The 12,378-nt window shown below is 62.3% G+C and carries 11 protein-coding genes and 2 tRNA genes; all 13 read right to left on the bottom strand.

What is annotated here, in order from left to right; translation table 11 throughout:
- Nucleotides 1-112: 112 nt before the first annotated feature.
- The 13 genes from ACYRGX_RS20325 to glmM all read right to left on the bottom strand — a co-directional run bounded on the left by ACYRGX_RS20325 (nucleotide 113) and on the right by glmM (nucleotide 12,374).
- The gene (locus ACYRGX_RS20325) at nucleotides 113-484 is read right to left on the bottom strand and encodes a BON domain-containing protein (RefSeq protein ID WP_473054236.1); all 372 of its coding nucleotides are present in this window, start codon (nucleotides 482-484) and stop codon (nucleotides 113-115) included.
- A 245-nt stretch (nucleotides 485-729) separates the two neighbouring features.
- A complete protein-coding gene (pnp, locus tag ACYRGX_RS20330) occupies nucleotides 730-2,835 on the bottom strand; it encodes a polyribonucleotide nucleotidyltransferase (RefSeq protein ID WP_473054237.1) in 2,106 nt (701 codons plus the stop codon).
- 173 nt (nucleotides 2,836-3,008) lie between these two features.
- Nucleotides 3,009-3,278, bottom strand: a complete 270-nt coding sequence (gene rpsO, locus ACYRGX_RS20335) for a 30S ribosomal protein S15 (RefSeq protein WP_473054238.1) — start codon at nucleotides 3,276-3,278, stop codon at nucleotides 3,009-3,011.
- Nucleotides 3,279-3,401: 123 nt separating this feature from the next.
- Nucleotides 3,402-4,322, bottom strand: a complete 921-nt coding sequence (gene truB / locus ACYRGX_RS20340; protein ID WP_473054239.1) for a tRNA pseudouridine(55) synthase TruB — start codon at nucleotides 4,320-4,322, stop codon at nucleotides 3,402-3,404.
- 4 nt (nucleotides 4,323-4,326) lie between these two features.
- Nucleotides 4,327-4,707 carry a 30S ribosome-binding factor RbfA gene (rbfA, locus tag ACYRGX_RS20345; RefSeq protein WP_473054240.1) on the bottom strand — a complete coding sequence of 127 codons (381 nt, stop codon included), beginning with the start codon at nucleotides 4,705-4,707 and terminating at the stop codon, nucleotides 4,327-4,329.
- Between the two features lie 116 nt (nucleotides 4,708-4,823).
- On the bottom strand, nucleotides 4,824-7,325 hold the full coding sequence (gene infB / locus ACYRGX_RS20350) for a translation initiation factor IF-2 (protein ID WP_473054241.1): 2,502 nt from the start codon (nucleotides 7,323-7,325) through the stop codon (nucleotides 4,824-4,826).
- 26 nt (nucleotides 7,326-7,351) lie between these two features.
- On the bottom strand, nucleotides 7,352-8,833 hold the full coding sequence (gene nusA / locus ACYRGX_RS20355) for a transcription termination factor NusA (protein ID WP_473054242.1): 1,482 nt from the start codon (nucleotides 8,831-8,833) through the stop codon (nucleotides 7,352-7,354).
- Nucleotides 8,834-8,872: 39 nt separating this feature from the next.
- Nucleotides 8,873-9,331: a ribosome maturation factor RimP gene (gene rimP / locus ACYRGX_RS20360; protein WP_473056740.1), complete on the bottom strand. Its 459-nt coding sequence runs from the start codon at nucleotides 9,329-9,331 to the stop codon at nucleotides 8,873-8,875.
- Nucleotides 9,332-9,557: 226 nt separating this feature from the next.
- Nucleotides 9,558-9,634, bottom strand: a tRNA-Met gene (locus tag ACYRGX_RS20365).
- 100 nt (nucleotides 9,635-9,734) lie between these two features.
- Nucleotides 9,735-9,820, bottom strand: a tRNA-Leu gene (locus ACYRGX_RS20370).
- 8 nt (nucleotides 9,821-9,828) lie between these two features.
- Nucleotides 9,829-10,212 (bottom strand): preprotein translocase subunit SecG, encoded by a 384-nt coding sequence (gene secG / locus ACYRGX_RS20375; RefSeq protein ID WP_473054243.1) that lies wholly within the window; start codon nucleotides 10,210-10,212, stop codon nucleotides 9,829-9,831.
- Between the two features lies 1 nt (nucleotide 10,213).
- Entirely contained in the window at nucleotides 10,214-10,972 is a 759-nt protein-coding gene (tpiA, locus tag ACYRGX_RS20380; RefSeq protein WP_473054244.1) for a triose-phosphate isomerase, read from the bottom strand.
- Nucleotides 10,973-11,036: 64 nt separating this feature from the next.
- Nucleotides 11,037-12,374: a phosphoglucosamine mutase gene (gene glmM / locus ACYRGX_RS20385; protein ID WP_473054245.1), complete on the bottom strand. Its 1,338-nt coding sequence runs from the start codon at nucleotides 12,372-12,374 to the stop codon at nucleotides 11,037-11,039.
- Between the last annotated feature and the right edge of the window lie 4 nt (nucleotides 12,375-12,378).

Consider the following 12,378-nt stretch of genomic DNA (forward strand, 5'->3'; position numbering starts at 1 on the left):
AACGGAGGCTTCCTAAGGGCAATCCAGCTCCATGCCCGGCACTTTTCCCACGGCAGAACGAACGAACCCCGCCATCAGGCGGGGTTCGCGGAAGGTCTTCAATGCACGAAGATCACTCGGTGGACTTCAGGCCGTCCGCCGCAACGTCACGCACACCTTTGATCTCGCGAGCCTTGGAGACCGCCAGGTCACGCTCGGCATCGCTGGGCACCACACCGCTGAGGCTAACCACGCCCTCGTTGGTTTCAACCTTGATGTCCAGGCCGCTGATGGCGTCGTCGGCCAGGAAGCTGGCCTTGACCTTGCTGGTGATCCAGGTGTCGGAAACGGCGTCCTTGGCGTCTTCGACCGTTTCGTTGGCCGCCAGCATCATCGACTGGCCCGGAGCGGCGTGCACATCGGCGAAGGCGGTGCCGGCCAGCGGCAGGCTCAGTGCAGAGGCGGTGATGGCAGCAAGGGTCCACTTGGCAAAGGTCGGTTTCATGAGGTCTCTCCTGTTTTGTTGACCACGGAAGCTTTGATCCAGTCTGCAGCTTCAAAGTTCTCCGTTGCAGTGACCATGCCAGCTTGAGATAAATAAAATATCCAATAAAAACAATGGCTTAAAAATTCAAACGAAAGATTGGTAATTGCAGATTGCAAAAGACCGCGAAACGGCACCTTGCAATTTGCATACGTTGGGAACGAAAAAAGGGCCCCGAAGGGCCCTTTCTCCTGACACAGGCGGGATCAGGCGCCGCTGGCTTCCGCCGCAGCGACGTCCTTGATCGACAGCTTGATACGACCGCGGTTGTCCACGTCCAATACCAGCACCTTCACTTCCTCGCCTTCCTTGAGGACGTCGGTGACTTTCTCGATGCGCTGGTCGCTGATCTGCGAGATGTGCACCAGACCGTCCTTGCCCGGCAGGATGTTGACGAAGGCACCGAAGTCGACGATGCGCTCGACCTTGCCAACGTAGATCTTGCCGATCTCGGCTTCGGCGGTGATCGCCAGCACGCGCTGCTTGGCAGCCTCGGCCGCATCCTTGGTCTCGCCGAAGATCTTCACGCTGCCATCGTCTTCGATGTCGATGGAGGCCTTGGTCTCTTCGCAGATCGAACGGATGGTGGCGCCACCCTTGCCGATGACGTCGCGGATCTTGTCCGAGTCGATCTTCATGGCAATCATGGTCGGTGCGTTCTCGGAGAGCTCGCTGCGCGACTGGGCGATGACCTGGTTCATCTGGCCGAGGATGTTCAGACGCGCTTCCAGAGCCTGGTTCAGCGCGATCTCCATGATCTCTTCGGTGATGCCGTTGATCTTGATGTCCATCTGCAGCGCGGTGACGCCCTTGGCGGTACCGGCCACTTTGAAGTCCATGTCGCCCAGGTGGTCTTCGTCACCGAGAATGTCGGTCAGGACGGCGAACTTCTCGCCTTCCTTGACCAGACCCATGGCGATACCGGCCACCGGCGCCTTCATCGGCACACCGGCGTCCATCAGCGCCAGCGAGGCACCGCAGACCGAAGCCATCGAGGAGGAACCGTTGGACTCGGTGATCTCCGACACCACACGAATGGTGTAGGGGAACTCGTCGCCCTTCGGCAGCATGGCGGAGACACCACGACGGGCCAGGCGGCCGTGACCGATTTCGCGGCGACCGGCGCTGCCCATGCGACCGCACTCACCCACCGAGTAGGGCGGGAAGTTGTAGTGCAGCATGAACGGATCTTTCTTCTCGCCCTCGAGGGTGTCGAGCAGCTGAGCGTCACGCGCGGTGCCGAGGGTGGCCACGACCAGGGCCTGGGTTTCGCCACGGGTGAACAGCGCCGAACCGTGGGTTTTCGGCAGTACGCCGACTTCCACTTTCAGCGGACGCACGGTGCGGGTGTCGCGACCGTCGATGCGCGGCTTGCCGTCGACGATGTTCTGGCGAACGGTGCGGTATTCCAGCTCGCCGAAGAGGTCCTTGACCTCACCGACCGAGGGCTGGCCTTCTTCTTCACCGGCGAAGCGGGCGACGATCTGCTCACGCAGCTCGTCCAGGCGCGCGTAGCGATCCTGCTTGATGGTGATGGTGTAGGCCTCGGACACGGCAGCGCCGAACTCGGCCTTGATGGCCGACAGCAGCGCGGTGTTTTCCGCCGGAGCCTGCCAGTTCCAGGCCGGCTTGCCCGCTTCTGCGGCGAATTCCTTAACAGCGGCGATGACCGACTGGAATTCTTCGTGGGCGTAAAGCACGGCGCCCAGCATCTGGTCTTCGGTCAGCTCCTGGGCTTCCGATTCGACCATCAGCACGGCGTCTTCGGTACCGGCGACGACCATGTCCAGGCGCGAGGCCTTGAGCTGTTCGTAGGTCGGGTTGAGCAGGTAGCCGGTTTCTTCGTGGTAACCGACGCGGGCAGCGCCGATCGGGCCACTGAACGGCACGCCGGAGACGGCCAGAGCGGCGGAAGTACCGATCATCGCAGCGATGTCCGGATCGGTCTTCTTGTCGGTCGACAGCACGGTGCAGATGACCTGCACTTCGTTGAGGAAGCCTTCGGCGAACAGCGGACGGATCGGACGGTCGATCAGACGCGAGGTCAGGGTTTCCTTCTCGGAGGGGCGGCCCTCACGCTTGAAGAAGCCACCCGGGATCTTGCCGGCAGCGTAGGTCTTCTCCTGGTAGTGCACGGAGAGCGGGAAGAAGCCCTTGCTCGGGTCTGCGGATTTGGCGGCGACGACGGTGACCAGTACGGTCACGTTGTCCATGCTGACCAGCACGGCGCCGGAGGCCTGGCGGGCGATGCGCCCGGTTTCCAGGGTCACGGTCGATTGACCGAACTGGAATTGCTTGGTTACCGGATTCACGGTGTTTTCCTTCTCTTTGTTGCCTTGGGGAAATCGGCGGCGGCGCCGGGAGTCGGACCCGTTTCACCTCCGCGAGAAAGGCAAAAGCCGAAAGCCCGAAGCGGAAAGCGCGGCATTCGAACCGCTCTCTCCACTTCGGGCTTCCAGCTTCTGGCTTCCAGCTTGGCAGCGTCTTAGCGACGCAGGCCCAGACGACCGATCAGCGCGCTGTAGCGAGTGGTGTCCTTACCCTTCAGGTAATCCAGCAGCTTGCGGCGCTGGTTGACCATGCGGATCAGACCGCGACGGCTGTGGTGGTCCTTGCCGTTGGCCTTGAAGTGATCCTGCAGCTTGTTGATGTTGAAGGTCAGCAGGGCAACCTGCACTTCCGGAGAACCGGTGTCACCTTCAGCCTGCTTGTAGTCGTTTACGATCTGGGCTTTTTCTTCAACGCTCAGTGCCATGATTAGGGCTCCTAAGTGGAACAGGCCGGGAATCGCTTCCCGTGTCATGAAAAGAGGCGTGACCGTGCCTGTCGACAGCCACCCTCGCTTCGCCGCTTCACGCGACGAAATCGTTGTCCGCCCCTACTGGGCCGAACGAATCAATCGTTTGGGCGCTATGCGCCCATCTTCGCTCACTTCACCGATGCCGATGAAGCGTCCTGCCGCATCCTGCACCCGCACCAGGCCGAAATGCGGCGCATCGGGTGCACGAACCGGCTGACCATGCAGCCAATAATAGGCGCTGTGCTCGGACAACTGCAGCAGTGGCCAGTGCTCCAACGCACTGTCCACCGGCAACAGGAAGGCATCCAACGCCTGCGCGCCGCCTTCGGCGTGCGCTGCTTCGAGTGCTTCCAGGCTTACCACCTGCTCCAGCCGGTAGGGACCCGCCTGGGTGCGTCGCAATTCAGCGACGTGCGCCCCGCAGCCCAGCGCACGACCGAAGTCCTCGACCAGGGTGCGTACGTAGGTTCCCTTACTGCAAGCGACGGCCAGGCGTACCCGGTCGTCCATCCGCTCGAGCAACTCGAGGCGCGTAATAGTAACAGAACGCGGCTGGCGCTCCACCACTTCTCCGGCGCGAGCCAGCTTGTACAGCGGCTGGCCGTCCTTCTTCAGCGCCGAATACATCGGCGGCACCTGCTCGATGGCGCCCCGCAGCGGCACCAGGGCCGCCTCGATGGCGACCTCGTCGCAACTCACCGGACGCCGTTCGAGCACTTCGCCCTCGGCATCGGCGGTGCTGGTGGTAACCCCCAACTGGGCGACGGTCTCATAGCCCTTGTCGGCATCCAGCAAGTACTGGGAGAACTTGGTCGACTCGCCGAAGCACAACGGCAACACACCGGTGGCCAAAGGATCGAGACTGCCAGTGTGCCCCGCTTTCTCTGCATTGAGCAGCCAGCGCACCTTCTGCAAGGCCGCGTTGGAACTCATGCCATAAGGCTTGTCCAGCACCAGGACGCCGTCGACAGCGCGGCGCACGCGTTTCACCTGAGCCAACCCGTCACTCCTCGTGGTGCTTGCGATCTTCCGCCACGGCGCGCTCGATCAGTGCCGAGAGTTCGGCGCCGCGGCGCACGCTGGCGTCGTAGCAGAAACCGAGGGCCGGCACGGTACGCAACTTCATCGCGCGCCCCAGTTGCTGGCGCAGGAAACCGGCGGAGTCCTTGAGGATTTCCAGGTTCAGTGCCAGGTCATCGGCGTTGTCTTCCTTGCCCAGCACGGTGAAGAACACCTTGGCATGGGACAGATCGCGGCTGACATCCACCGCGGTGATGGTCACCATGCCCAGGCGCGGGTCCTTGATCTCGCGCTGAACCAGCAACGCCAGTTCACGCTGCATCTGGTCGCCAATACGTTGGGTCCGACTGTAGTCTTTGGCCATTTCGATTGCCTCACGCTGCGCTTCGCAGCGTCGAAAAAAGAGCGTTGCACAAAGTCAAACGGCAAGCCTCACGGGGAACCCGTGAAGCTTGCCGCTCGAGGCTTGCCGCTGTCAGGTTACAGCGAGCGCGCCACTTCGACCTTCTCGAAGACTTCGATCTTGTCGCCGACCTTGACGTCGTTGTAGCTCTTCACGCCGATACCGCACTCCATGCCGGAGCGAACTTCGGCGACGTCGTCCTTGAAGCGACGCAGGGATTCCAGTTCGCCTTCGAAGATCACCACGTCGTCGCGCAGTACGCGGATCGGGCGGTTGCGGTGAACGATACCCTCGACCACCATGCAGCCCGCGACCGCGCCGAACTTCGGCGAACGGAACACGTCACGCACTTCGGCGATGCCCAGGATGTTCTCGCGAACGTCGCTGCCGAGCATACCGGTGAGCGCCTTCTTGACGTCCTCGATGATGTCGTAGATGACGTTGTAGTAGCGCAGGTCCAGACCTTCCTGCTCGACGATCTTGCGCGCACCGGCATCGGCACGCACGTTGAAGCCGAACAGCACGGCGTTGGAAGCCAGCGCCAGGTTGGCGTCGCTCTCGGTGATACCACCGACACCGCCACCGACCACGCGCACCTGCACTTCGTCGTTGCCCAGATCGGACAGCGCACCCTGCAGGGCTTCCAGCGAGCCACGAACATCGGACTTGAGCACGATGTTGAGGGTCTTCTTCTCGTCCTGCCCCATGTTCTCGAAGATATTTTCGAGCTTGGCGGACTGCTGGCGAGCCAGCTTGACCTCGCGGAACTTGCCCTGGCGGAACAGCGCGATCTCGCGCGCCTTCTTCTCGTCGGCGACCACGGTCAGCTCGTCGCCGGCTTCCGGGGTACCGTCCAGGCCAAGGATCTCGACCGGGATCGACGGGCCGGCTTCTTTAACCGGTTTGCCGTTCTCATCGAGCATCGCCCGCACGCGGCCGAAGTTGACGCCGGCCAGGACCATGTCGCCCTGACGCAGGGTACCGTTCTGCACCAGCACGGTAGCCACCGGGCCACGGCCCTTGTCCAGCCGCGACTCGATGACCACGCCACGGCCGGGAGCATCCGGAGTCGCGGTGAGTTCGAGCACTTCTGCCTGCAGCAGCACCGCTTCGAGCAATTCGTCGATACCGGTGCCGGCCTTGGCCGAAACGTGGACGAACTGGGTGTCGCCACCCCAGTCCTCGGGGATCACGTCACGCTGTGCCAGCTCGTTCTTCACCCGATCCGGATCGGCATCGGGCTTGTCGATCTTGTTCACCGCGACGACGATCGGTACACCGGCCGCCTTGGCGTGCTGCACGGCTTCCTCGGTCTGCGGCATGACGCCGTCGTCCGCCGCCACCACGAGGATGACGATGTCGGTCGCCTGGGCACCACGGGCACGCATCTGTGTGAATGCGGCGTGACCGGGGGTATCCAGGAAGGTGACCATGCCACGGTCGGTTTCGACGTGGTAGGCACCGATGTGCTGGGTGATACCGCCGGCCTCGCCCGCTGCGACCTTGGCGCGACGGATGTAGTCGAGCAACGAGGTCTTGCCGTGGTCGACGTGGCCCATGACGGTCACCACCGGCGCACGGGAGCTCGCCACGCCCTCGAACTTGAGGGATTCGGCCAGTTGGTCTTCCAGGCTGTTCTCGTTGATCAGCTTGACCTTGTGGCCGAGCTCTTCAGCGATCAGCTGAGCGGTTTCGCGGTCGAGCACCTGGTTGATGGTCACCGGCGTGCCCATCTTGAACATGAACTTGACCACTTCGGCGCCTTTGACCGACATCTGCGCGGCCAGCTCGGCCACGGTGATGGTCTCGCCGATGTTCACTTCGCGCACCACCGGGCCGCTCGGGCTCTGGAAGCCGTGCTGGTTACTGCGCTTCCTGTTGAGGCGGGTCTTGCCACGACCACCACGGCGGGAGAAACCTTCGCTGTCGTCGTCCGAGCTACGCGGACCGACACGCACCGAGGGCGCCTTGTCCTTGAGCGTGGGACGATGCTGCGCGTTCTTGCGCTCGCGGCGTTCGTCGTCGTCGCTGCGGGCTTTCTCCACGCGACGCGGCTCTTCCTTCTTGCGCACTTCCACGACAGGCGCCCCCGGAGTGGGCTCCGCAGCCGGCGCGCTCACCGCGGCAGCCAGGGCTGCATCTTCGGCGGCCTTGCGCGCCTGAGCCTCGCGACGAGCCTCTTCCTCGGCACGCTGACGGGATTCTTCCTCGGCCTTGGCGCGCGCGGCTTCCTCGGCGGCACGGGCCGCTTCCTGCTCGCGCTGCTGCTCGGCTTCGATCTCCGCCGGGCTACGCTTGACGTAGGTCTTCTTCTTGCGCACTTCGACGCTGATGGTCTTGCTGCCCGCCACGCGCAGGGTCGTGGTGGTCTTGCGCTGCAGGGTAATCTTGCGCGGTTCTTCCACCACCTTGTCGCCGTGGCTGCGCTTGAGATGACCCAGCAGGGTCTGCTTCTCAGTATCGGTCACTACTTGTTCGGCGCTGGTGTGCGACAGGCCTGCTTCACGCATCTGCTGAAGCAGGCGCTCGACCGGTGTGTCGACCACTTGGGCCAGTTCTTTCACCGTGACTTGCGTCATGCATCTCTCTCCTCAGGCCGCAATGCTTATTCGAACCAGTGGGCTCGGGCGGCCATGATCAGCTTGCCGGCACGCTCTTCATCCATGCCGTCGATGTCGAGCAGATCGTCGATGGACTGCTCTGCCAAATCTTCGCGGGTGACGACACCGCGGCGTGCCAGCTCGAGAGCCAGCTCTTCCTGCATGCCGTCGAGCGACAGCAGGTCTTCGGCCGGCTGTATTTCGGCCAGCTTTTCTTCGTTGGCGATCGCCCGGGTCAACAGGCGATCCTTGGCGCGCGAGCGCAGTTCGTTGACGATGTCCTCGTCGAATCCGTCGATGCCGAGCATCTCCTCCATGGGCACGTAGGCGATTTCCTCGAGGGTGGTGAAGCCCTCTTCGACCAGCACCTGAGCCAGTTCCTCGTCGACATCGAGTTCATCGACGAAGGACTGCAGGATGTCTCCAGTCTCGGCCTGCTGCTTGGCCTGGATATCGGCCTCGGTCATCACGTTCAGCGTCCAGCCAGTCAGTTGACTGGCCAGGCGGACGTTCTGGCCGCCGCGGCCAATGGCCTGCGCAAGGTTGTCCTCAGCGACCGCGATATCCATGGCGTGGGCGTCTTCGTCGACGATGATCGCCGCGACCTCAGCCGGTGCCATGGCATTGATGACGAACTGCGCCGGGTTGTCGTCCCACAGGACGATGTCGACGCGCTCGCCACCCAGCTCACCGGAAACCGCCTGCACGCGCGAACCGCGCATGCCGATGCAGGCACCCTGCGGGTCGATGCGCTTGTCCTTGGAGCGCACGCCGATCTTGGCGCGCGAACCCGGATCGCGAGCAGCCGCCTTGATCTCGATGAGACCTTCGGCGATCTCCGGCACCTCGATACGGAACAATTCGATGATCATTTCCGGCGCGGTGCGCGAAAGGATCAACTGCGGACCGCGGTTCTCGGTGCGAATTTCCTTGAGCAGCGCACGTACACGGGCGCCGACGCGGAAGGTTTCGCGGGGAATGATGTCCTCGCGAGCCAACAGGGCCTCGGCATTGTTGCCCAGGTCGACGATGACGCTGTCGCGGGAGACCTTTTTCACGGTGCCGGAGATGATGTCGCCCAGGCGCTCGCGGTAGGCATCCACCACCTGCGCACGCTCCGCTTCGCGGACCTTCTGCACGATGACCTGCTTGGCGGTCTGCGCAGCGATACGACCGAACTCGATGGATTCGATCTTTTCCTCGATGACATCACCGACCTGCGCTTCCAGGCCACGCTCCTCGATGTCCTCGGGAGTCAGCTCCGCAGAGGGGTTCTGGAAATCCTCGTCGGCCACCACGGTCCAGCGGCGGAAACTCTCGTAGTTGCCGCTGTGACGATCGATCGATACGCGCAGATCGACTTCGTCCTCATAACGCTTCTTGGTAGCCGTAGCCAGCGCTACTTCCAACGCTTCAAAAATTACTTCGGCCGGCACGCCTTTCTCGTTGGATACCGACTCAACAACCAGCAGTACTTCTTTGCTCATCGTACGCCTCGCCTTTCGCAATCCATTGGATCCGCGTCTTTAATCAAAACGGGGGATGATGTTGGCCTTTTCGATCGCGTCGATCGGCAACAGAAACTCGTGCTCATCGGCGAGCACCACCACATCCTGTTCTTCTACCCCGCGCAGCAGACCTTGGAAATTGCGCCGCCCTTCGAAGGGCGTGCGCAACCGGATCTTCACCTGCTCACCAGTGTGTGCGGCGAACTGCTCGAGGGTAAACAGCGGCCGATCCATGCCTGGCGAAGAAACCTCCAGCGTGTATTCGCTGGTGATCGGATCCTCGACGTCCAGCACCGCACTGACCTGGCGGCTGACCTTCTCGCAATCGTCGATCAGGATGCCGTTGGCATGATCGATGTAGACCCGCAGCAGCGAATGACGCCCCTGGGAAATGAATTCGACCCCCCAGCACTGGTAGCCGAGAGATTCGACGACCGGGGCCAACATGGCCTGCAACTGTTCTAGCTTGCTCGACACCTGGAGCCCCTTCTTATGTCGCTGCAAATAAAAAATGGGCGAAACGCCCATCCCTAGAGTCCGCCTGGTCGGCGGCAAGTCCGGCTCAAATGGTCACGCTCCGTGCCTGTGGAGCGACTACGCAACGCACGTAGCCATTCGAACCCTCGGGACCGCGTCGCCGGACTGAGAAACCGGAACAATCGGACCCTAATAAAAAGCCCCTGAACAGGGGCTCCTCTACAACTGGTTGCGGGGGCTGGATTTGAACCAACGACCTTCGGGTTATGAGCCCGACGAGCTACCAGACTGCTCCACCCCGCGTCAAAACTGGCCAAAAATTATAAGGCCTGGGTCTCTTCCGGTCAACCGAAGCGGCAGAGCCGGAAAAAACAAGCCCGCTATTCAGCGGGCCTTTGAAAAATGGTACCGAGGAGGGGACTCGAACCCCTACAGCCTATGGCCACTACCACCTCAAGGTAGCGTGTCTACCAATTCCACCACCTCGGCACAACTCTTTACTGCCCCGTCGGCGCCGCGGGCACATCGCCCTGGCTCGCCGGAGCCTTTTGCTCTTCGAGCACCGGAACGTCATCGGACGCTGCCGGAGCCTGCTGGGTTTCTACGGCTGCCGGAGCCGGCAGACCTACCCCACTCAACTGATCAGCTTTTTCTTTAGCAAAGAACGCTAAACCCAAGCTGCTCAAGAAAAAAACCGTGGCGAGTATAGCAGTAAACCGACTCAGAAAGGTAGAGGAACCTTGGCTTCCGAAGACGGTTGCCGAAGCACCCGAACCAAACGAAGCGCCGGCATCGGCGCCCTTGCCCTGCTGCAACAGAACCAGGCCAACCAGGCCCAGCGCCACCAGCAGATGCACAACGATCACGACAGTTTCCAGCATCTCAATCTTTTCCTGCGGCACGACAGATCGCACCGAACTCGTCCGCATTCAGGGAGGCACCACCAATCAGCCCCCCATCGATATCCTGCATTTCGAACAACTCGGCGGCATTCCCCGCCTTCACGCTACCACCGTAGAGCAGGCGAATACCTGCAGCCACCTGGGCGTTTTCCGACGCCAGCTGCGCGCGAATCTCCGCATGCACCGCTTGCGCCTGGGCCGGCGTTGCCGTCAACCCGGTGCCGATTGCCCAAACCGGCTCGTAGGCGATGACCGCCTGGGCGAAGGCACCGATCCCCAACTCATGGATCACGTTGCCCAACTGTTCCGACACCACGTCCAGTGTCTTGCCAGCCTGCCGCTGCTCCAGCGACTCACCAACGCAAAGAATCGGCACGAGACCGCAGGACTGAGCGGCGATGAACTTGCGACTGATCAGTGCATCCGTTTCGCCGAACAACTGGCGACGTTCGGAGTGCCCGACCAACACCATACGACAGCCCACATCAGCCAACTGTGCCGCGGAGACCTCACCGGTCAACGCACCCTGCCAGGCCTCATGGGCGCAATTCTGCCCACCTACCGCAACCTTGGAACCGCCCAATACCGAAACCACACGTTCCAGGTACAGAGACGGCGGCAGAACCGCAACATCGATAGCCGGGGCGACTTCCATCGCAGCCAACTGGGCAACCAGGGCATCCACCGCAGAGCGGGTGCCGTGCATCTTCCAGTTACCGGCTACCAGGGGACGACGCATGCCTGACCTCGTCGATCAAAGTGGGCGCAGATGTTACCCAAAGGTTTCGAGACTCGCAAGCGAATCAAGCACATACCTTCTTAACGAGCTCGGCGAGGTCGTCGGCATGGCGACGCACCTGGGCTTCGTCCTCGCCTTCGACCATCACACGAACCAACGGCTCGGTACCGGACTTGCGCAATAACACGCGCCCGCGCCCCGCCATCAGCTCGGTCACGCGCTCGCAAGCGGCGACGATCTGCGGATCGGCCACCGGGTCGCTGGCCCCGGAGAAACGCACATTGACCAGCACCTGCGGCAACTTACGCAGCCCGCGCCGCGCCTCGGCCAAGGTCTGTCCGCGACGGCGCAGGGCCAGAAGCACTTGCAACGCGGCGACGATCGCGTCGCCCGTGGTGACGAACTGGCCGCAGACGATATGCCCGGAGTTCTCCCCACCGAGCTGCCAACCGCGCTCGAGCAGCTCGGCGATCACGTAGCGATCGCCGACCTTGGCGCGCACGAAGGGCACGCCCAGATCCTTGAGCGCCAGCTCCAGGCCGAGGTTGCTCATCAGCGTACCGACGACCCCACCCTGCAGCTTGCCCCGCTCGTGCAAATCACGGGCGATGATGAACAACAGTTCGTCACCGTCCACCACCGCGCCCGTATGGTCGACCATCAAGACACGATCACCGTCGCCATCGAAGGCGATCCCCAGGTCCGCATGCTGGGCGATCACCGCAGCCCGCAGGGATTCGACGTGGGTCGAACCGCAACGGTCGTTGATGTTCAACCCATCCGGATGCACCGCCAGCGAAGTGACCTCGGCGCCCAGCTCGCGGAACACGTTCGGCGCCACCTTATAGGTCGCGCCATGCGCGCAGTCGATTACCAGGCGTAGATTCTCGAACTCGGTGCCATTCGGCACACAACTCTTGCAGAACTCGATGTAGCGACCGGCGGCATCGTTGACGCGCGATGCCTTGCCGATACGCTCGGACTCCACCACCGCCATGGGCGAGTCGATCAATTCCTCGATCATCAATTCGATCTCGTCCGGCAGCTTGGTGCCCTGGCCGGAGAAGAACTTGATGCCGTTGTCATGATGAGGGTTATGCGACGCACTGATGACGATGCCCGCCTCAGCATGGAAGGTGCGCGTCAGATAGGCGATCCCCGGGGTAGGCATAGGGCCTAGCAGCATTACATCGGCACCGGCGGAGGCGAGACCCGCCTCCAGCGCAGATTCGAACATATAGCCGGAGATGCGCGTGTCCTTGCCGACCAGAATGCGGCAGCGGCCCTGCTTGCGGAATGCCATGCCCGCCGCCCACCCCAGGCGCAACATGAACTCGGGCGTGATCGGGAACTGTCCCACGCGACCCCGAATGCCATCGGTGCCGAAATACTTTCTCTGCATGCGA

Source organism: Pseudomonas sp. R4-15, assembly GCF_055768815.1.